Annotated in this window: 21 protein-coding genes; 10 read left to right on the top strand and 11 right to left on the bottom strand. The window is 65.6% G+C overall.

Annotated features, from left to right (window positions below; genetic code table 11):
• Positions 1 to 10: 10 nt before the first annotated feature.
• Positions 11 to 1,033 (bottom strand): class II fructose-bisphosphatase, encoded by a 1,023-nt coding sequence (gene glpX / locus ACEN9K_RS07495; RefSeq protein ID WP_018770164.1) that lies wholly within the window; start codon positions 1,031 to 1,033, stop codon positions 11 to 13.
• 225 nt (positions 1,034 to 1,258) lie between these two features.
• Between glpX and ACEN9K_RS07490 the strand changes: the two genes are divergently transcribed.
• The 5 genes from ACEN9K_RS07490 to ACEN9K_RS07470 all read left to right on the top strand — a co-directional run bounded on the left by ACEN9K_RS07490 (position 1,259) and on the right by ACEN9K_RS07470 (position 6,594).
• Positions 1,259 to 1,939 carry a DUF4245 domain-containing protein gene (locus ACEN9K_RS07490; protein ID WP_377204896.1) on the top strand — a complete coding sequence of 227 codons (681 nt, stop codon included), beginning with the start codon at positions 1,259 to 1,261 and terminating at the stop codon, positions 1,937 to 1,939.
• A gap of 9 nt (positions 1,940 to 1,948) precedes the next feature.
• Positions 1,949 to 2,563 (top strand): carbonic anhydrase, encoded by a 615-nt coding sequence (locus ACEN9K_RS07485; protein ID WP_018770166.1) that lies wholly within the window; start codon positions 1,949 to 1,951, stop codon positions 2,561 to 2,563.
• A gap of 87 nt (positions 2,564 to 2,650) precedes the next feature.
• Complete coding sequence (locus tag ACEN9K_RS07480) at positions 2,651 to 4,078, top strand: class II fumarate hydratase (RefSeq protein WP_495635480.1); 1,428 nt, start codon at positions 2,651 to 2,653, stop codon at positions 4,076 to 4,078.
• A gap of 129 nt (positions 4,079 to 4,207) precedes the next feature.
• Positions 4,208 to 4,876 (top strand): TetR/AcrR family transcriptional regulator, encoded by a 669-nt coding sequence (locus ACEN9K_RS07475; protein ID WP_056393489.1) that lies wholly within the window; start codon positions 4,208 to 4,210, stop codon positions 4,874 to 4,876.
• On the top strand, positions 4,873 to 6,594 hold the full coding sequence (locus ACEN9K_RS07470; RefSeq protein WP_144600463.1) for an MDR family MFS transporter: 1,722 nt from the start codon (positions 4,873 to 4,875) through the stop codon (positions 6,592 to 6,594). The genes ACEN9K_RS07475 and ACEN9K_RS07470 overlap by 4 nt, the downstream gene beginning before the upstream one ends.
• A 22-nt stretch (positions 6,595 to 6,616) precedes the next feature.
• On the opposite strand, the gene ACEN9K_RS07465 is transcribed toward ACEN9K_RS07470, so the two are convergent.
• Positions 6,617 to 7,087, bottom strand: a complete 471-nt coding sequence (locus ACEN9K_RS07465) for an NUDIX hydrolase (RefSeq protein ID WP_056393485.1) — start codon at positions 7,085 to 7,087, stop codon at positions 6,617 to 6,619.
• A 42-nt stretch (positions 7,088 to 7,129) separates the two neighbouring features.
• Entirely contained in the window at positions 7,130 to 7,675 is a 546-nt protein-coding gene (locus ACEN9K_RS07460; RefSeq protein WP_018770171.1) for a prepilin peptidase, read from the bottom strand.
• Between the two features lie 59 nt (positions 7,676 to 7,734).
• On the opposite strand from ACEN9K_RS07460, the gene ACEN9K_RS07455 reads away from it, so the two are divergent.
• Both ACEN9K_RS07455 and ACEN9K_RS07450 read left to right on the top strand, forming a co-directional pair.
• Positions 7,735 to 8,535 carry a hypothetical protein gene (locus tag ACEN9K_RS07455; RefSeq protein WP_056393483.1) on the top strand — a complete coding sequence of 267 codons (801 nt, stop codon included), beginning with the start codon at positions 7,735 to 7,737 and terminating at the stop codon, positions 8,533 to 8,535.
• A 36-nt stretch (positions 8,536 to 8,571) separates the two neighbouring features.
• The gene (locus tag ACEN9K_RS07450) at positions 8,572 to 9,219 is read left to right on the top strand and encodes a GNAT family N-acetyltransferase (protein ID WP_056393480.1); all 648 of its coding nucleotides are present in this window, start codon (positions 8,572 to 8,574) and stop codon (positions 9,217 to 9,219) included.
• Positions 9,220 to 9,603: 384 nt separating this feature from the next.
• Here the strand turns inward: ACEN9K_RS07450 and phoH2 are convergent, their stop codons facing one another.
• Positions 9,604 to 11,022 (bottom strand): RNA 5'-3' helicase PhoH2, encoded by a 1,419-nt coding sequence (gene phoH2, locus ACEN9K_RS07445; protein ID WP_018770175.1) that lies wholly within the window; start codon positions 11,020 to 11,022, stop codon positions 9,604 to 9,606.
• Positions 11,023 to 11,261: 239 nt separating this feature from the next.
• Positions 11,262 to 12,023, bottom strand: coding sequence for an isoprenyl transferase (locus ACEN9K_RS07440; protein WP_018770176.1), 762 nt, complete (start codon positions 12,021 to 12,023; stop codon positions 11,262 to 11,264).
• A gap of 148 nt (positions 12,024 to 12,171) precedes the next feature.
• On the opposite strand from ACEN9K_RS07440, the gene trhA reads away from it, so the two are divergent.
• Positions 12,172 to 12,915, top strand: a complete 744-nt coding sequence (gene trhA / locus ACEN9K_RS07435; RefSeq protein ID WP_018770177.1) for a PAQR family membrane homeostasis protein TrhA — start codon at positions 12,172 to 12,174, stop codon at positions 12,913 to 12,915.
• 41 nt (positions 12,916 to 12,956) lie between these two features.
• Here the strand turns inward: trhA and ACEN9K_RS07430 are convergent, their stop codons facing one another.
• Together ACEN9K_RS07430 and mca are read right to left on the bottom strand one after the other, a co-directional pair.
• The gene (locus ACEN9K_RS07430; RefSeq protein ID WP_056393479.1) at positions 12,957 to 13,298 is read right to left on the bottom strand and encodes a hypothetical protein; all 342 of its coding nucleotides are present in this window, start codon (positions 13,296 to 13,298) and stop codon (positions 12,957 to 12,959) included.
• A gap of 98 nt (positions 13,299 to 13,396) precedes the next feature.
• Positions 13,397 to 14,302, bottom strand: a complete 906-nt coding sequence (gene mca / locus ACEN9K_RS07425; protein WP_018770179.1) for a mycothiol conjugate amidase Mca — start codon at positions 14,300 to 14,302, stop codon at positions 13,397 to 13,399.
• 128 nt (positions 14,303 to 14,430) lie between these two features.
• Between mca and ACEN9K_RS07420 the strand changes: the two genes are divergently transcribed.
• Together ACEN9K_RS07420 and greA are read left to right on the top strand one after the other, a co-directional pair.
• Positions 14,431 to 14,889 (top strand): DUF4307 domain-containing protein, encoded by a 459-nt coding sequence (locus ACEN9K_RS07420; RefSeq protein ID WP_134164548.1) that lies wholly within the window; start codon positions 14,431 to 14,433, stop codon positions 14,887 to 14,889.
• Between the two features lie 152 nt (positions 14,890 to 15,041).
• Positions 15,042 to 15,536, top strand: a complete 495-nt coding sequence (greA, locus tag ACEN9K_RS07415) for a transcription elongation factor GreA (protein WP_018770181.1) — start codon at positions 15,042 to 15,044, stop codon at positions 15,534 to 15,536.
• A gap of 133 nt (positions 15,537 to 15,669) precedes the next feature.
• Here the strand turns inward: greA and ACEN9K_RS07410 are convergent, their stop codons facing one another.
• The 4 genes from ACEN9K_RS07410 to ACEN9K_RS07395 are packed head-to-tail and all read right to left on the bottom strand — an operon-like array spanning position 15,670 to position 19,869.
• Positions 15,670 to 16,287: a rhomboid family intramembrane serine protease gene (locus ACEN9K_RS07410; RefSeq protein WP_134164549.1), complete on the bottom strand. Its 618-nt coding sequence runs from the start codon at positions 16,285 to 16,287 to the stop codon at positions 15,670 to 15,672.
• 9 nt (positions 16,288 to 16,296) lie between these two features.
• Positions 16,297 to 17,535, bottom strand: coding sequence for a threonine ammonia-lyase (ilvA, locus tag ACEN9K_RS07405; RefSeq protein WP_018770183.1), 1,239 nt, complete (start codon positions 17,533 to 17,535; stop codon positions 16,297 to 16,299).
• A gap of 3 nt (positions 17,536 to 17,538) precedes the next feature.
• Complete coding sequence (locus ACEN9K_RS07400; RefSeq protein ID WP_208324252.1) at positions 17,539 to 18,870, bottom strand: AI-2E family transporter; 1,332 nt, start codon at positions 18,868 to 18,870, stop codon at positions 17,539 to 17,541.
• Positions 18,871 to 18,906: 36 nt separating this feature from the next.
• The gene (locus ACEN9K_RS07395) at positions 18,907 to 19,869 is read right to left on the bottom strand and encodes an aldose 1-epimerase family protein (protein WP_134164550.1); all 963 of its coding nucleotides are present in this window, start codon (positions 19,867 to 19,869) and stop codon (positions 18,907 to 18,909) included.
• Positions 19,870 to 19,951: the final 82 nt, after the last annotated feature.

The raw sequence follows: 19,951 nt of genomic DNA, 5'->3' as shown, positions 1-19,951 counted from the left end.
TGGCTGCGGATCAGCTCTTGCGGGCGTAGCCTTCCCACTTGTCGGCGCGGTGCTCGCCATCGACGAAACGGATGGTGCCGGACTTGGAACGCATGACGATGGACTGGGTGAGGACCTTGTCCTTGGAGTAGCGGACGCCCTTCAGAAGGTCACCGTCGGTAATGCCGGTGGCGGCGAAGTAGCAGTTGTCGCTGGAGACCAGGTCGTTGGTGGAAAGCACGCGGTCGAGGTCGTGGCCGGCGTCGATTGCCTTCTGCTTTTCCTCGTCGCTGGTGGGCCACAGCCGGCCCTGGATGACGCCGCCCAGGGACTTGATGGCGCAGGCAGCCACGATGCCTTCCGGGGTGCCGCCGATGCCCATCAGCGCATCCACGCCGGTGCCGGAGCGGGCCGCGGCAATGGCGCCGGCGACGTCGCCGTCCATGATGAACTTGGTGCGTGCACCGGCCTCGCGGATTTCCTCCACCAGCGGCTTGTGGCGGTCGCGGTCAAGGATCATCACGTTGAGCTGGTTAACCTTCACGCCCTTGGCCTTGGCGATCAGGTGCAGGTTCTGCTTGACCGGCAGGCGCAGGTCCACCATGTCCGCGGCCTCGGGACCGGTGACGAGCTTTTCCATGTAGAACACGGCAGAGGGATCGAACATGGAGCCACGCTCGGCAACGGCAAGGACGGCCAGGGCGTTGTTGATGCCCAGTGCAGTCAGCCGCGTTCCGTCGATGGGATCAACGGCCACGTCGCATTCGGGGCCGGTGCCGTCGCCGACGCGTTCACCGTTGAACAGCATGGGGGCTTCGTCTTTTTCGCCCTCGCCGATCACCACAACACCGTTGAAGTGGACGGTCTGCAGGAAGGAACGCATGGCGTCGACGGCTGCGCCGTCGGCGGTGTTCTTGTCGCCGAAACCCACCCAGTGGCCGCCGGCAATGGCCGCGGCCTCGGTGACGCGGACAAGCTCAAGGGCGAGGTTGCGGTCCGGCTCGTCGTGGCCCACCGCAAGGGACGATGAAATCGTGGAGTACTTCTGGGTCATGGACGCTGGTGACACGTGAACCTCTTCTTCGAGTGGCGATCATTGAACCCGCCCGCCGGTGCAGCAGGACGGTGATTCCTCTGCTATCGATCATAGTCGCGGCACCGCGCCGAGGGCGGCCCATGACGCAACCGCGCAATGTGCACCGCAGCCCCCCTCGCGCTCCGGGACATGGCCGAATGGAAGTCCGGCTCCGGGATGGGCGACTATAGAGGGGTGAATGACATGCAGGAAGCCACCAGTCCCAGCTCCGGCCAGGCACAGCCCGAGGGCCGTTCCGGCCCCGCCGGCAGCAGTGCGGACACCCCGGTCAAGCCCGTCATTCCGGCGGCGGCCGCCAAGCGCGCCAACGCCTCCGTGATCGGCATGATCATTGCCCTGGTGCTCAGCATCGCGGCGTTCCTGCCCGTTGTCCTCATGAATCCCCAGCCCAAGGGCGATGGCTACCGGCCGGACATCGATGTTGCCTCGGTGGCACGCAACGCGGCGGATGTGGCGGGATTCACACCCATTGCCCCTGATACCGGCAATGCCTTCCGCCCCAACTACGCCCGGTGGGAAGCCGGCACGGGCAGCGGCGTGCCCACCTGGGAGGTTGGCTATGTGACCCCCAAGACGTCCTTCATCAGTTTGGTGCAGACCAGGAGCGCCAACCCCACCTGGCTCCTCCAGCAGACCAAAAACGCCCCCGTCACCGGCTCACGGAACGCCGGCGGCAAGGAGTGGGAACTGCGCGACACCGGCAAGGGTGAAAAGTCGATGGTGCTCAACTACAGGGGCAGTACCATCGTCCTCTCCGGCGCCGCGCAACTGGACGAATTCGCAACGCTCGCCGCCGCCGTCGTCAACTCCCTTGAAGGCAGCCCCGCCGTCACAGTTTCACCGTCGGGTGCGCCTACGCCGTAAGGTGGGGCCGTGACGACTAACCTGACTCCTGCACTGGCCTGGCGCCGCCTGCGCGAAGGCAACGAACGTTTCGTACAAGGCCAGTCCTCCCATCCGAACCAGAATGCCTCCCACCGCTCATCGTTGGTGGAGACACAAAACCCCTTCGCGGTGATCTTCGGCTGCTCCGATTCACGGCTCGCCGCAGAGATCATTTTCGACGTCGGCCTCGGCGACGTTTTCGTGGTCCGCACCGCCGGCCAAGTGATCGACGACGCCGTCCTGGGCTCCCTGGAGTACAGCGTCGGCGTGCTGGGTGTACCGCTGATCGTGGTGCTTGGGCACGACAGCTGCGGTGCCGTGACGGCCACCAAGGATGCCGTTGAGACCGGCGACATGCCTGCGGGGTTCATCCGCGACCTCGTGGAGCGCATCACACCCTCGGTCCTGACGTCCCTGCGGAATGACCAGCCTGAGGTCAACGACATGGTGGTGGAGCACGTCAAGCAGACATCGCAGCGGCTGGCGGACAGCTCGCGTGTGATTTCCGACGCAATCGAGGGCGGCCGCACCGCGGTCATCGGGCTCTCCTACCGGTTGGCAGAGGGCCGCGCCGACCTTGTTTCCGGAATCGGCGAGCTCTAGGACCCACGTGCCGGCGGTCCAGTGGACCGCCGGCAAAGCTCCCTTAACGGTTTTCGATGGGGCGCCGGATCGCCATAAGCTAGCCCCATGACTTCCACTGAAGAGTTCCGCATTGAACATGACACGATGGGCGAAGTCCGCGTCCCCGTGAACGCACTGTACCGCGCGCAGACGCAGCGGGCAGTGGAGAACTTCCCCATTTCCGGCAAGACCCTTGAGCGCACCCACATCGAGGCGCTGGCGCGGGTCAAGAAGGCTGCCGCCCAGGCCAACGCAGAACTGGGCGTGCTCGACGGCGAGCTGGCCAAGGCGATTGCAGACGCTGCCGATGAGGTGGCCGCCGGCAAGTACGACGGCGACTTCCCCATCGACGTTTTCCAGACCGGCTCCGGCACCTCCTCGAACATGAACACCAACGAGGTACTGGCCGAACTGGCTACCCGCGCCCTGAAGGCCGCCGGCAGCGACAAGGTGGTCCACCCGAACGACCACGTCAACGCCTCGCAGTCCTCAAACGACGTGTTCCCCACCTCGGTCCACGTAGCTGCCACCTCGGCCCTGATCAACGACCTCATTCCCGCCCTGGGCTACCTTGCCGAGTCGCTGGAGCGCAAGGCTGTTGAGTTCAAGGACGTCGTCAAGTCCGGCCGCACCCACCTCATGGACGCCACCCCGGTGACCCTGGGCCAGGAGTTCGGCGGCTACGCCGCGCAGGTCCGCTACGGCATCGAGCGCATCAACGCTTCGCTCCCCCGTATTGCCGAGGTTCCGCTGGGCGGGACCGCCGTGGGCACCGGCATCAACACCCCTGCCGGTTTCCCTGAGCGCGTCATCGAGCTGCTGGCAACGGACACCGGCCTGCCGCTGACCGAAGCCCGCGACCACTTTGAGGCGCAGGCCAACCGCGACGGCCTGATCGAGGCGTCCAGCCAGCTGCGCAACATCGCCATCTCGTTCATGAAGATCAACAACGATCTCCGCTGGATGGGTTCCGGCCCCAACACCGGCCTTGGCGAAATTGCCATCCCCGACCTCCAGCCGGGCTCGTCCATCATGCCCGGCAAGGTCAACCCGGTCATCTGCGAAGCGTCCATCATGGTCGCTGCCCAGGTCATCGGCAACGACACCGCCATCGCCTGGTCCGGCACCAACGGCGCCTTCGAGCTCAACGTGGGCATCCCGGTCATGGCCGCGAACCTGCTGGAGTCCATCCGCCTGCTGGCCAACACCAGCCGGGTCATGGCCGACAAGATGATCGACGGCATCACGGCCAATGTGGAGCGCGCCCGCTTCCTGGCCGAGGCCTCCCCGTCCATCGTCACCCCGCTGAACAAGTACATCGGGTACGAGAACGCCGCCAAGATCGCCAAGACCGCCGTCAAGGAGGGCCTGACCATCCGCCAGGCCACCGAGAAGCTCGGCTTCGTCGGCGACGGCGACGGCAAGGTTTCCGAGGCCGACCTCGAGAAGGCACTGGACGTCACCACCATGACGTCCCCCGCCCACAAGGCCTGACGAACCACCGCCCAAAAGTACGACGACGGCCGGTACCTTTCCTGCGAAAGGTGCCGGCCGTCGTCGTACTGCTTTTAAGGCCTCTTTCATAAGTTGCACGAATAACTGAATAGTGCAAAACTTTACTCCATGAGTTTGAGTGCAAGTTCGGAGACGGGCCTCAGGGAGCGGAAGCGCGCAGCCACCCGCAGCGCCATCACGTCAACCGCCCGCGCCATGACCGCCGAGCGGGGCCTCAACGGCTACACCGTGGAGGAAGTATGCGACGCCGCCGGAATATCGCGCCGCACCTTCTTCAACTACTTCCCCACAAAGGAAGACGCCATCATCGGGCACGCCGAAGACGACATCCCGGCCGAAGCAATCGACGAGTTCGTTGCCGGCGGAGCAGACTCTCCCGCCGGCGAAATCTCCCCCACACTCTTTCGCGACCTCATCCGGCTCTCGCTCCGCCTGGCCGAGGGCATGTCAGCCTCCGAAGAGGAAACCCGGCAGCTGATTGGCGTCGTCCACAAGGAGCCCCAGCTCATCCTCCGCATCATTGGCGTCACGGAGCAGCGCGAAGCCCAGTTCGCCAGGGACGTGGCCCGCCGCGAAGGAGTGGCCCCCGACCACCCCGTGGTGCAGATGGCCGTAGTGCTGCTCAGTACCATCGCCCGCAAGAGCAGCATGGCCTACTTCTCCGACGGCAACACCCGCAGTTACCCGGACCTGCTGCTGGAGAACATCTCCGCAGCCAGCGTCCTGTTTTCCCAACCCTTCGATATCCCGGACACTGCCGCAAAAGGACAACCATGAGCACCGCCACCACCAAGGCACCGGCAGGACCCCTGCTGCTGACGCAAAAACGCATCTGGATTATCTTCTCCGCACTGATCGCGGGCATGCTCCTCTCCAGCCTGGACCAGACCATCGTTTCCACCGCCATGCCCACCATCGTGGGCAAGCTGGGCGGGGTGGAGCACCAGGCGTGGATCACCACCGCCTACCTGCTGGCCACCACCATCGTGATGCCCATCTACGGCAAGTTCGGCGACATCCTGGGCCGGCGCAACCTCTTCCTGGTGGCCATCGCGCTCTTCACCCTGGCATCTGTTGGATGCGCACTGGCCACCGACTTCTGGGGCTTCGTCATCTTCCGCGCCATCCAGGGCCTGGGCGGCGGCGGCCTCATGATCCTGTCCCAGGCGATCATCGCCGACATCGTTCCCGCCAAGGAGCGCGGCAAATACATGGGCCCGCTCGGCGCCATCTTCGGGCTCTCCGCCGTAGCCGGACCGCTGCTGGGCGGCTTCTTCGTGGACCACCTCACCTGGGAATGGGCCTTCTATATCAACATCCCGGTGGGCCTTGCGGCCTTCGCCATTGCCTGGTTCGCCCTGACCCTTCCCAACAAGAAGGCAGAAAAGCGGATTGACGTGCTGGGCGTTGTGCTGCTGTCCGCGGCCACCACCTGCCTGATCTTCTTCACCGACTTTGGCGGCAAGAAGGACGAGGGCTGGGATTCACCCCTCACCTGGGCCTTTGGTGCCGGACTGCTGGTTTCCGCCGCCGCTTTCGTGATGGTGGAGCGGCGGGCTGAGGACCCCATCATTCCGCTGAGCCTGTTCCGGAACCGGATCTTCATCAATGCCACGGCCATTGGCTTCACCCTTGGCCTGGGCATGTTCTCCGCCATCGCGTTCGTCCCCACCTTCCTGCAGATGTCGTCCGGCACGTCGGCAGCCGAATCCGGTTTGCTGATGCTGCCGATGATGGCAGGCTTGATGGGCACGTCCATCTACTCCGGTATCCGGATCTCCAGGACCGGAAGGTACAGGATGTTCCCCATCCTCGGTGCCGTGCTCACCATGGCCGCCATGCTGTGGATGACCACGCTTGCCGCCAGCACCCCCATCTGGGTGATCTGCGTCCAGCTGTTCCTGTTCGGGGCCGGCCTCGGCCTGATCATGCAGGTGGTGGTCCTGGTGGTCCAGAACTCCGTTCCGGCCGACCAGATCGGCACCGCCACCAGCACCAACAACTACTTCCGCGAGGTGGGCGCAGCCATGGGCGTGGCGGTGTTCGGCTCGATCTTCACCACCCGCCTTTCGGAGGCCTTGACCAACGCTTTCACGGGGGCAGGTGCTACCGCTGAGCAGGCCGGGCAGTCCACCCGGACCCTGGACCCGCAGGCACTGAACCAGCTCCCGGAGCAACTGCGTGACGCTATCGTAAATGCCTACGCCGACTCGCTGGCACCGGTGTTCTGGTACCTGCTCCCCTTCATCGCCGCGGCACTGCTCCTGGCCCTCACGCTGAAGCAAATTCCGCTCTCGGACACGGCCGGGATGGTGGCCCGCGGCGAGGCAGTGGGCGGCGAAGAAGCCGAGCGGCTCGCCGCCGGCCTCGCCGGAGCTCCCGCAGGCGCCGCCGGCACTAAGGCGGACACTGGACGGGACACTGATTATGACGCAGGTGGGCGCGGGGACCACGTGAAGGACGACGACGGCGAGCTGGTTTCGCCGGGCCGCTGACCGCCGTCGGATACCCGGTTTTTCAGGGCTCGAAGTGGACGGCTCCGGAGGGCGCCAGTGCCTGGCGGATGCTGGTGAGGTGGCCGGGCATGAGTTCGGGAAGGTCGTCCATGCTGAACCAGCCAACAGCCAGGGATTCGTCGTCATTGACCCTGGCTTCGCCGGAGACGTAACGGCACAGGAACACCACGTCCAGGAACTCGCAGATGTCACCGTTGGGATAGGTAACCGGCCCCACCGCGCCCACGGACACCACACGTTCCGCTTCGGCCACCACAGCTGTTTCCTCGAAGATCTCCCGGATGAGCCCCCGTGCAGGCTGCTCCCCCGGGTCCAGCATGCCGCTCACCAGCGCCCACTGCCCGTTGTCTGCCCGCTGGGCCAGCAGGATACGGCCCGCATCATCCACCACGACACCCCGCACCCCGGGGACCCAGATGGGATCGTTGCCGATCTTCTCGCGCAGCTTCAGGACGTATTCAGGTGCAGGCATACCGCCAGCCTATCGAACAGCCCGGGCAACATCGCAGGCAGCTCACGCGGGCAGCAGCATCGCGGCGGCGGCGCCGGCGAGCATGAACGGGCCGAACGGGATGGCGGACTTCAGGGTGCCCCGCCGGGCCGCCAGCAGGGCCAGTGACCACAACCCGCCCAGCAGGAACGCCAGGAACGTGCCCGCGAACAGATGGCCCCAGCTGAGGTAGCCAAGGTACATTCCCAGCACTCCCGCCAGCTTGACGTCGCCAAACCCCATCCCCGGCGGATAGATGAACCGGAGGACAAAATAGAACAGCCACAGGATCGCGGCGCCGGCCACAACGCGGAGGGCAGGGATGGCCAGGATCCCGCCGGTGTTCCCTGCAGTCGGCATGGGACCGGCCCAGGCAACCGCGGCCGCCGCCAGGAGGAGCGCACCGGCCACCGCATAGGACGGGAAGACGATCCTGTTGGGCAGGAGGTGGTGCCGGACGTCGATAATGGTGAGCCGGACCGCCATCACCGCGAAGTAAAGGCAGGCCGCCAGTACCAGCCAGAAGGCCAGCGGGGTGTGCTGCCAGAGTTCGCCGAGTCGTCCGATCACCCCTCGGATGCTACTGGATCCACCATTCCGCCCGTAGCACCCCCGCGTAAAATGTGGATATGTCGACCTGGGACTCCCGGCGCCGGGCGGTTCCGGGCCCTCCTTCCATCCCCGCGGATCTGGCCGCGATGTTCCGGAACCTTTGCCGGTCTTCCCCCTGGAAGTGGCAGGCGCTGCGTTTTGAGTACTGGGACCAGGCCTTTGCGTCAGCTCCCACGCCCGGTGCACCCTTCGTCCGTGCGTGGCTCCGCCGGCCGGGGGCGCTCCGCCTTGAAAGCCCTGAGGGCCTGGTCCTTCACAGCACCACAGGCATCAATGACTCCCGCGACGGCATCTACGTCAGCGCCACCCGTAAGTCCTGGCTGCTCCCTCCGCACCTGGTCACACCCGTGTACGACGACGCCGGACTGGTCCGCCGCCGGCCGGAAGCCGCCTACGGCGAGCCCGGGTTCGGAAATGGACGCTTTTCAGCCGCCCTGGACCCCGTGGAATTGGCCGGGAACGCCCCCGTGCCCATCGAGTTCCCGGGCAGCAACGCCCTGGACATCCGGGACACCCGCTTCGCCGAGCACGAAGGCCGGCCGGTTTTGGAGGCGGTGGTGGCCCCCAGCGCCGCCTACCGCCCGGGCGATCCTGCCGCCCCCCTCTGCCTTCCCGGAAGTTCACTCCTGCGGGTGGACATGGGTACCGGCGTCTGCGTATCCAGCCAGTCACTGGAGCAGGAAACCGGGGAGTATGGCCACTGGATCCGGATCCTCGCCGTGGATGAGTACATGCTCGATGACCTCTTCCTGGCACAGTCCATGAATCTCACCGACGTCCGCCGGCACATCAGCTGGGACATCGCCGCCAAGGCATGACAACCCCGCATGCCACCGATCGGCTAGGCTTCGCGGATGACTACCCTGGGCTCCATCTGGCCGCTGTTCGACCTCACGCTGTCCACGCCGCGGCTGGAGCTGCGCCCCATCACCGACCAGGACATCCCCGCGGCCGTGGCGGCGGCCCGGGGCGGAATCCATGACGCCGGCAGGAACCCCTTCAGCACTCCCTGGACCGAGCTGCCCGACGAGGAGCTGGGCCCCAACATGGCCCGCTGGTACTGGCGCTGCCGGGCCGAATGCACGCCCGAAAGCTGGACGCTGCTCCTCGGCATCTGGCACGAAGGCCAGTTCGCCGGCTGCCAGGACGTTGGAGCCAAGGACTTCGCGGCCCTCAGGACAGTCACCACCGGATCCTGGCTCAAGCAGTCCGTTCAAGGCCGCGGCCTGGGCAAGGAGATGCGTGCCGCCGTCGTCCTTTGGGCCTTTGACTGGCTGGGGGCAGAAGTCGCCGAATCCGAGGCAGCCATCTGGAACAGCGCCTCCCTTGGCGTGTCCCGCTCCCTCGGCTACGAACTCAACGGCACCACCCGCAAAGCCTGGGGCCCCAAAATCGAAACACTCCAGCACGTCCGCGTCACCCCGGAGACCTTCAAGCGCCCCGACTGGGAGCTGAAAGTAGAAGGCCACGAGGCTGTGGCCAAGTTCCTCAAGGTCACCTGATTGCCTTACCGTGGCAGGATTCGTCCGCCCCGAGTCCTTCGCCGTCGCTTAGACACCTCCCGACGCATTGCTCCGGTCGCTGAGCGACCTGCGCAACGCTTTGGTCGGCGATGCGCTCCTCCACGAAGGACTCGAACCGGACGTGTGCCAGGGCGCGCCTTCTGAACACTTCCGGTAGGGATCCCGCTCGAGCGGGGCTGCGGTCCTTCTCGTAGGAGCGCATCGCGACGCATCGGCCGCCGGAGGTCGCCCAGCGACCGGAGACGGCCCTATGCGTTGTGTCTAAGCGACGGAGAAGGGCCGTGGCCCGGCGAACCGGCCAGGGCGACGCACGAAAAGGGCCGTGGCGGGACGAACCCGGCCACGGCCCTCAGCGAGGTGTCGCTAACCTTCCAGAAGTTCGGTGACCAGGGCGGCGATGGGCGAGCGTTCGGAGCGGGTCAGGGTGACGTGGCCGAAGAGGGGGTGTCCTTTCAGGGTTTCGACGACGGCGGCGATTCCGTCGTGGCGGCCGACCCGCAGGTTGTCCCGCTGGGCGACGTCGTGGGTGAGGACGATCTTGGAGTTCTGGCCGATGCGGCTCATGACCGTCAGGAGCACGTTCTTTTCGAGGGACTGTGCTTCGTCGACGATCACGAAGGCGTCATGCAGGGAACGTCCGCGGATGTGGGTGAGGGGCATGACCTCGAGCATGCCGCGGTCCATGACCTCCTCCACTACTTCCTGGCTGACCAAGGCCCCGAGGGTGTCGAACACGGCCTGCGCCCAGGGGTTCATTTTCTCGGACTCCGAACCTGGCAGGTAGCCCAGTTCCTGTCCGCCAACCGCGTAAAGGGGCCGGAAGACGATCACTTTGCGGTGTTCGCGGCGTTCCAGCACCGCCTCGAGGCCGGCGCATAGGGCAAGGGCAGACTTGCCGGTGCCGGCGCGGCCACCAATGGAAACGATGCCGACGGCGGGATCCATCAGCATGTCGATGGCCAGCCTCTGCTCGGCGGACCGGCCGTGGAGGCCGAACACGTCGCGGTCGCCCTTGACCAGGCGCACCTGCTTGTCGGCGCCCACCCGGCCGAGCGCGGAGCCGCGGTTGGACAGCAGGACCAGCCCGGTGTTGACGGGCAGCTCGGCGGCCGCGGGGATGAAGACGGGCTCGTGGCCGTACAGGGTGGAAATCTCCTGTTCGTCCGCTTCGATTTCGGCAACACCCGTCCAACCGGAGTCCTTGACCAGTTCGTTGCGGTACTCGTCGGCGGTAAGTCCCATGGCGGACGCCTTGACCCGCATGGGCAGGTCTTTGGACACGACGGTAACGTTGCGTCCTTCGTTGGCAAGGTTTTTGGCGACGGCGAGGATGCGGCTGTCGTTGTCCCCGCTGCGGAAGCCCAACGGCAGCACCTCGGACGAGATGTGGTTGAGTTCCACCATCAGGGTCCCGCCCTCGTCGCCGATGGGAAGGGGCTGGTTCAGGCCGCCGTGCTTGACCCGGAGGTCGTCCAGGAGCCGCAGGGCTTTCCGTGCGAAGTAGCCGAGTTCGGGGTCATGCCGTTTGGCCTCGAGTTCGGTGATGACCACGACGGGAACCACTACCTCATGCTCGGCAAACCGCAGGAGTGCGCGCGGATCCGAGAGGAGGACGGAGGTGTCGATGACGAAGGTGTGGATGTCGGCTTCCCTTCCGGAGACAGCAAAACCGGCCGCAGCATCAGTTGCTGCGCCGGTTTCAGAGGTAGCTCGCTCGGCGCGAGAGGTAGCTTTTCCACCCAGTCCAAACAGGACCTCGGGCAGTTGTTCAGAAGTAGCCACATCGACTCCAGCCCCGGGCGCCAGCCCGGAATTGTTATTGGTGAGGCGGCTCGGCCAAGAGGCCGGGTCCGGCCTCCCATACAACCGGTGCGATGTTTCGCTCCATGTACTGGCCTCCCCGATCAGCCGGCGGTTTTGCCTGCTGATGGATATAACGTAAATCCACCCGGGGTAATTTCCGCAACCATTACGCGGCGATTTCTCTTGCAGGTGTGTGAACTTGTTATGAACCGGGGGTTTCAGGTGCCAAAGCGCCGCTGGCGGCCGGCGTAGTCGCGCAGGGCGCGCAGGAAATCCACCTTGCGGAAAGCAGGCCAGAGGGCCTCGCAAAAGTAGAACTCGCTGTAGGCGCTCTGCCACATGAGGAAGCCGGATAGCCGCTGCTCCCCCGACGTCCTGATCACCAGGTCCGGATCCGGCTGTCCGCGCGTGTACAGGAAGCGTGAGATGTCATCAACGCACAGGTCATCGGCAAGCTTGGAGATGTCCATGCCCTTGGCGACGGCGTCGTGCAGGAGTTCCCTGACGGCGTCGACGATTTCACGCCGGCCCCCGTAGCCCACCGCCACGTTGACATGGATTTTTTCCCGGACGGGTGTCCTGGCGGTGAGCTTGTTAAGGCGCTCGGCCAGGTAGTCCGGGAGCAGTTCAGGTGCGCCCATGGCGTGTACCGAGATGTTGGCGTCCTCGTCCAGCCGGTCCAGGGTGTTGGCGATAATGCCCATCAGGAGGTCCAGTTCCTCGCTGGAGCGGTTCATGTTGTCCGTGGACAGCATGTAGAGCGTCACCACTTTTACACCGAGTTCCTGGCACCAGCCGAGGAATTCGTGGATTTTGTCCGCCCCGGCCTGGTGGCCCTGGCTGGTGGGTGCGTTGAACTGCTTGGCCCAGCGGCGGTTGCCGTCCACCATGACGCCGATATGGCGGGGGATCCGGTCGCGGGGAAGGTCCCTAAGCAGCCGGCGTTCGTAATAGCCATAGAGGAACCCGGGCAACTCCACGCGTCCACTCACCTGACTTTCCTGCCGTACGTACATCCACATCCTAGGCTACCGCCCGTGGCCGGCTGGCACGGCCAGTACCCCGGGAACATCAAAGCAGGGATGTTACCCGCGGGTAACTTACCGGCCCGTAAGTTATTCTGTTGGCATGAACAGCGACTCTCCGCACGCCTCCCGGGACCCCCAGCCGGAGGAGCGGAACACCGCCGCGGAACCAGGGCCCAGCGCCATGGATGACGCCGCCGTCCGCCTCGCGGAACTACTGATGATCAAGCCCAAGTGGCGGGGGTGGATCCACACGGTCACGGCCCCGCTCGCCCTTGCCGCCGGGATTATCCTGGTTGTCATTGCCCCCACCACGGACCGCCGGATCACGTCCGCCATCTACGCCGCCACAGGTGTTTTGCTCTTCGGCGTCAGCGCCGTCTACCACCGCGGCAACTGGTCCCCGCGCGTCAAGCTCGTTTTGAAGCGGCTGGACCACACCAACATCATGCTGGTGATCGCCGGCACCTATACGCCGCTGGCATGGACTCTCCTGGAACGCCAGCAGGCGGTGATCCTCCTGTGGGTCATCTGGTCCGGAGCCATCCTCGGCGTGCTGTTCCGGTTGCTGTGGACTGAAGCCCCCCGCTGGCTCTACGTGCCCATCTACATCGCACTGGGCTGCGGCGCGCTGTTCTACCTGCCGCAGTTCTTCCAGGCAAGCATCCCGGCGGCCGTGCTGATCTGCGTGGGCGGCGTCCTCTACATTGCGGGCGCAATTTTCTACGCGCTGAAGAAGCCAAATTTCAGCTACCACCACTTCGGCTTCCACGAACTATTCCATGCGTTCACCGTGCTCGCCTTCGCGGCACACTTCGCGGCGATCGCCATGGCAGTCCTCGACTAGAACCCCTTCACTCCGGAGCCGGCCCGGCCGAAGGGACAGCCCTATTCGCGCGGCTGCGGATGTCCCCCGGCACTGCCGTTTCCGTTGGCATCGGTAGCTTCCGGAGGCGTCCCGCCGTCGCGCCCGTCCTGGACGTCCGCGGCGTCAACATCTGCGGCAGCTGCAGCGGCCAGGCGCTCTTCCTCCACCTGAGCCCGGTAGCGCACCCTGCGGATCCGACGCACCATATCCACAATGAGCAGGGCAGTCGCCACGACGAAGAACGCCGTCATGATGAACCCCAGCAGGCCCGGCGTCACCTGGTCCTCGGAAATCCCCTCCCGCAGTGTCGGAGTAGGCAGCGGGGTCGGCGTAGTGGCGAGGCTGAGGAGCAGAGATTGCACGGTTAATACCTTCTGGTGGAGCGGATGCAGCAGGAAGCGGACGGGACCGGCCGTCGCCGCGCCTGTCTTCTACGCAAGATAGAAATAGCCTGCCGTGTCTATCTTAGCCCGGCGAACAGGTCCTTCTCGGGGAGCTCGGAGGGCACCCTGGAATGGATCAGCGAATAGTCCTCCCACGGCCAAACCCGGCGCTGCATGTCGGGCGAAACGGCGAAGAAGAACCCCAGCGGGTCCACCTGCGTCCGGTGCGCGCGCAGCGCATCGTCGCGGACTTCGAAAAAGTCCCCGCAGTCAATCTGGGTGGTGGTGGGGTGCGCGGCCGGCGGCGGGGTGTGCCCCTCGGCGTCGGACTCCAGCCAGGCGGCCAGGCGCTCGGCGTACGGTGACTGCAGCCCTGCCTCCTCCAGCGCAAAGTGCAGTGCCCGGAACCGCTCAGGGCTGAAGGCGCGGTCGTAATAGAGCTTGCCTGGCTCCCATGGCTCCCCCGCCTCCGGATAGCGTTCGGGATCGCCTGCGGCCTCGAAGGCTTCCACGGCCACCCTGTGCGCCATGATGTGGTCCGGGTGCGGGTAGCCGCCGTTCTCGTCATAGCTGAGGATGACGTGCGGCTTGAAGGAACGCACCAGCCGCACCAGGGGCGCCGCGGCCTGGTGCAGGGGCAGGGTGGCGAACGATCCGGTGGGGAGCGGCGGCAGCGGGTCGCCTTCGGGAAGGCCCGAGTCCACAAATCCAAGCCACCGCTGGCGGATCCCGAGGATGGCGGCAGCCTGCTGCATCTCCAGCCTCCGGGCACCGGCCATATCCCGCTTGGGGTGGGGTTCGTCTTCCACCGCAGGATTTTGGATGTCGCCGCGGGAACCGTCGGTGCAGGTTGCCACCAGCACGTCCACACCGGCAGCCGCATACATGGCCATGGTCGCAGCACCCTTGCTTGATTCGTCATCCGGGTGGGCGTGGACCGCGAGCAGCCGCAGCGGCACCTGGGAGTTGCTGGACGCTGTCATGGAGGGGACGGCTCCTAATTCTTCTTTTGCGGCTCGTGGCAGCTTTCGGATGGTGTCGCGGGTGCGCTGCCTCGCCGGCAGCTGCAGCCGCCGCAAAGCGCCGGCGGAAAGGGAACTAAACTGGTCTGGTGACTTCCCCGGACCAGCCGGCCCGCCCCGCGCCCGCAGACACTAGCCTAGCCAATCGGTATGGTGCTAAAAAGCGCCGGCTCTCCCCTAAGGCCACCCGGGCCGCGATCGGCCTGGCGCTTGCCGCGGGAATCGGGTTCCTGGCGTGGGTGACCACATCGAATTCGCTCTCCGGAGTGACGTTCAAGGACGTGGGTTACAGCACCACCGATGCCACGCTCGCCGAGGTGGACTTCCAGGTGACGCGGGAACCGGGCAAGCCCGTGAAATGTGCCGTGAAGGCGCTGGATTCCAAGTTCGCTGTGGTGGGCTGGAAAGTGGTGGACATCCCGCCTTCGGTGGCGGATGGAACGGCCGACGGCGGCAGGACGGTGGCCCAGCGCGTCACGTTGCGCACGGAGTCGGAGTCGGTATCGGGCGTGGTGGACAGCTGCTGGATTCCAGCCGGGGCGTCCTGAGCAGTGTGACGTGGAACGCTTCCCTGTTGGGTTATCTCCAGAGGATTGACTACAATGGGGAGATACCTTTACCCCGCTGAGCTGGTTGCTGTTCCACAAGTGGCCACCGTGGCGGGGTCTTTTGCATTGTAGGACCACTAGAGGAGAAGTCCGTGTCTACCACCAACAGCGCATCTGCAGCCTGGCTCACCCAGGAAGCTTTTGACCGCCTGAAGGCAGAGCTGGACCACCTTTCCGGCGCTGGCCGGGCGGAGATCGTCCAGAAGATTGAAGCAGCGCGGCAAGAGGGGGACCTCAAGGAAAACGGGGGCTACCACGCGGCCAAGGAGGAGCAGGGCAAGATTGAGGCCCGCATCCGCCAGCTGACGGCACTGCTCCGGGATGCCCATGTGGGTGAATCGCCTGCCGATGACGGCATCGTGGAGCCCGGCATGATCGTGGTGGCCAGGATCGCGGGCGACGAGGAGACCTTCCTGCTGGGTTCACGTGAGATCGCGGGCGACTCAGACCTGGATGTCTTCAGTGAAAAGTCGCCGCTTGGCGCTGCCATCCTGGGCCACAAGGAGGGCGAGACCCTCAGCTACGTGGCGCCCAACGGCAAGGACATCAAGGTGGAGATCCTCTCCGCCAAGCCCTACGCCGGCTAGCTCCGCGCATAGCTTTGTACGCGCAGTGCTCCGTAACAGGACAGCGCGAAACCGGGAAGCGGTGGCCCTCCCCCCAGGGGACGGCCACCGCTTCCCGTTAAGGCCTTGTGCCGGGCCTACTTCAGGCCGGCTGCTATAACTTCGCCGGCATCCCAGACGCGCGCGGACGAAGCAGCAGCGCCGCCACCACGCCGCCGGCGGCCCCGCCAAGGTGCGCCTGCCAGCTCACGTATCCGGACACGAACGGCAGGGCGCCCAGGAGAATGCTGCCGTAGCCCATGAAAAGGACCACTGCGAGCAGGACCTGGCGCCAACTGCGGTTGAAGAAGCCCCTGACCAGCAGGAACGCAAAGAGCCCGAACACCAGGCCTGAAGCGCCCACGGTGATGCCGTTCCCGATCAGCCACACAGTCAGCCCGCTGCCGAGCCAGCTGAAGGCAAGGGCGGTGAGGAACACGCGCAACCCGGAGAGGAACACCAGGAAGCCGAAGACGACCAGGGGCAGGCTGTTGGAAAGCAGGTGGTTCAGGTTGGCATGCAGGAGCGGGAAGGTGAAGATGTCCAGCAGCCCGTCGGCACTCCTGGGCCGCAGGCCGAAGGTCCGGGTGAGGGCCCCCATCATCAGTGTGTTGACCACTTCGATGGCGAACAGCACAGCCACAAAGCCGCCCAGCACCACCAACCCGCCCTTCGCGCGGGACGCGATGGCCTGCCGCCCGGGGAGGCGTCCGTTGCCCGTCAGTCCTGCCAAGGCCCGTTCCTAGTGCACGACGATCGGCTGGAAACCCTCGGCACGGAGTGCGCTGAGGACCTGCTCACCGTGCTGGTGGCCCTTGGTTTCCAGGTTCACGGTGATGGAGACGTCGCCCATGCTGATGGAGCCTCCCACCCGCGTGTGGTCCAGGCCGGTGACGTTGGCATCGTTTTCGGCAATGATGCGGGCAATGGTTGCCAGTGAGCCGGGGCGGTCATCAAGCATCATCCGCACCGTCATGTAGCGGCCTGCGGCGGAGAGGCCGCGCTGGATCACCTTGAGCATCAGCATGGGGTCGATGTTTCCGCCGGAGAGCACGGCCACGGTGGTTCCCGGGTTCTCGATCTTGCCGTCCATGAGGGCTGCAACGCCCACCGCCCCTGCAGGTTCAACCACCATCTTGGCCCGTTCCAGCAGGAAGATCAGGGCGCGGGCCAGGGAGTCTTCACTGACGGTGACCACATCATCCACCAGCTCGCGGATGATGCTGAAGGGCAGCTGCCCCGGACGCCCCACGGCGATGCCGTCCGCCATGGTGGAAACCTTCTTCAGCGGCACCAGCGCGTCGGCGGCCAGCGAGGGCGGGTAGGCGGCGGCGTTTTCCGCCTGGACGCCAATGATGCGGATCTCCCGGCCCAGTTCCCTGGCGCGGGCCTTGATGGCAACGGCGACCCCTGCCAGGAGCCCACCGCCGCCCACACCCATGAGGATTGTGTCAACGTTGGGGACCTGCTCGAGGATTTCCAGGCCCACGGTGCCCTGGCCGGCCACCACGTCCACATTGTCGAACGGGTGGACGAAGACCATGCCCGTTTCGTTGCTGTAGCGCTGGGCTTCAGCGAGCGCCTCGTCCACGTTGTGCCCGTGCAGGACCACTTCGGCGCCATGGCTGCGGGTGGCGGCGAGCTTGGGCAGTGCCACGCCCAGCGGCATGTAGATCCGGGCCTTGATGCCCAGGCTCTTGGCGGCGACGGCAACGCCCTGGGCGTGGTTGCCGGCGGAGGCTGCCACCACTCCCCGCTTTTTCTCGTCCGGGGAGAGCCGCGCCATCCGGACGTAGGCCCCGCGGACCTTGAACGAGCCGGCGCGCTGCAGGTTTTCGCATTTGAAATAGACGTCGCCGCCTACCATGGTCCCCAGCGCCCGCGACGATTCCACGGGAGTGCGCGCGATAATCCCGTCAAGCAGCTTCTGCGCCTCAAGGACATCGTCCAGTGTGACGGGAAGGGTTTCAAGGATCTTCACGGACTACTCTCCTCTGGGTTCTGCCCCGGTGCCTTCCGGGGAGGAATCACGGGCATCGCGGTGTTCGGCTGGAGTGCCGGACGCCGCGTCCTTCCCCGCGCCAGGTACAGACGGCGGTTCAACGTCCTTGATGGTGTTGTCCCCGCCTGCTCCGGCCGTGATGGGCTTCCCGGCAATTACCGGCACCTGTTCATGTTCCCACGTTCTTGCGGCGATGTAGCGAACAGCCGAATTTGCTACGGCCAGGATGGGTACCGAGAACAGCGCTCCGGGGATGCCGGCAAGGTAGGAACCGGCCGCAACGCTGAGGATCACAGCCACCGGGTGCAGCGAGACTGCCTTGCCCATGACCAGGGGCTGCAGGATGTGGCCTTCAAGCTGCTGGACCAGCAGGACGATGGCCAGCATGATCAGGGCGTTGATGGGGCCGTTGGCCACCAGCGCCAGCAGGATGGCCACGATACCGGTCAACAGGGCGCCCACCACCGGGATGAAGGAGCCGAGGAAGACCAGCACGCCCAGTGGAAGCGCAAGCGGGACTCCGATAATGGCGGCGCCCACGCCAATGCCGAGCGCGTCCACTGCCGCGACGAACATCTGGATGCGCGCGTAGCTGACCATGGACGCCCAGCCCCTGCGGCCGGCGCCGAAGGTGGCGGCCCGGGCTTTGCGCGGAAGCATCTTCACCAGGAACGCCCAGATCCGGTCACCTTCCAGGAGGAAGAAGATCAGGATGAACAGCGACAGCAGCATGCCGGCAGCGAAGTGCCCCGCGGTGCTGCCGAAGGACAGGGCGCCGCTGAGGATGCTGCTGCTGTTGTTCTGCAGCGCGTCGGTGGCTTCCCTGATGTACTGGTCGATCTGGGCGGCCGTGAGGTGCAGGGGGCCGGCAGAGAGCCAGTCCTGGACCTGCCGGACGCCTTCAAGGGCCTGGGAATAGAGCTCGCCGAATCCCACCGCCAATTGCCTGCCCACCAGGGCCAGGGCACCGACAATGACACCGATGAACCCGAGGACCGTCACGGCGACGGCTAGCCCAGCAGGCAGCCCGTGCCGCTTCAGCCACACCGTGACCGGGCTCAGGAGACCGGCGAGGAGGGCGGCCACCATAATCGGGATGATCAGGAGGGTGATGTGGCTGAGCAGCCAGACCAGCGTCCCCACCATCAGGAGAATCAGGCCCAGCCGCCACGACCAGGACGCCGCTATGCGGATGCCGTAGGGTATGTCCTTGTCCAGCTCACGGTCCGTCAGGACCCGCAGCGGCGCAGCGGAGGCGGGCGCCGGCGCTGAAACCGGGCGGGCCAGGGTAACGTCGTCCTCGTTAGGCGTCATATGCCAATACTTCCCCAGCTGCGGCCCGATGGGAAACTACTCCCCCGCCGCGCCGGGCTTGTAGTCGATGCCCCATTGCATGCTGAAGGACTCCCCCGGAGCCAGCCACCGGAGACCGTCGCCGGAGTTGAACGCGTTGGCCGGTCCCGTCATCGGCTCCACCGCCAATGCACGGCTACGGCCCGGGTACACCGTGCTCACGAAGATGTGGACGTAGCGGCAGGCCTCGTCCTGCCACAGCGACACCTCCCCGCCGTCGGACGCCGCGAGGGTGTGCCGCGCCTTGCCCCCTTCGAAGCTGAGGTCCGTCAGGGCCACGTCCACCGCCAGGTCCGCGATGTGCCGCCCGGACCGAAAATCCACATCCCCGGCTACAGGGGCCGAACTGCGGGGAATCAATCGCTCATCGGTCACCAGTTGGGTGCCGGCGGCAACGGTCAGCTGCAGTTCCTCAACCGGGGTGTCACCAAGCCGCAGGTAGGGGTGGGCGCCCAGAACGAATGGGGCGGCCGCCGCCGAGTCGTTCGTGAGGGTCTGCCTGACCTGCAGCCCCAGGTCTTCCGAAAGCCGGTACTCCACCCTGTGGCGCACCAGGAACGGATAGCCGTGCTGCGGGAAAACTGTGGCCTCCAGTGCCACGGCGTCCTGCGACTCCGCAACCGCCGCGTAGCCGGTATTCCGAAGCAGGCCATGGCTGGCGTTGTTGCGGGACACTTCGGTGATGTCCAGCTGCTGCTTCCGGCCGTCGAGGAACCAGACCCCGTCCTCCACCCTGTTGGCCCAGGGCGCCAGGGTGATGCCTGCCCCACCGGGGGCGATCTGATCATCGCCGTAGGTTTCGGTCAGCAGAACCCCGCCCCGGCTGAAGGAGCGGAGCCCTGCAGCGAGCTCCGTGACCACGGCGACGGCGTCGCCCCGGCGAAGCTCGTATTGCCGGCCGGTGGCGCAGGACAGGGCGGATGAGCGGGTGGAGGTTCCGTGTTCGGAAGAGGCTGTCATGGGCATTACCGTACATGGCACGAATGGCCCTTCCATCCCCCTTTGTTACTTTTTGTTGTTAACTATTCTTTCTTGATCGTTT

This window comes from Pseudarthrobacter sp. Pseusp20, from assembly GCF_059492155.1.
This window is presented reverse-complemented; position numbering and strand designations above follow the sequence as displayed.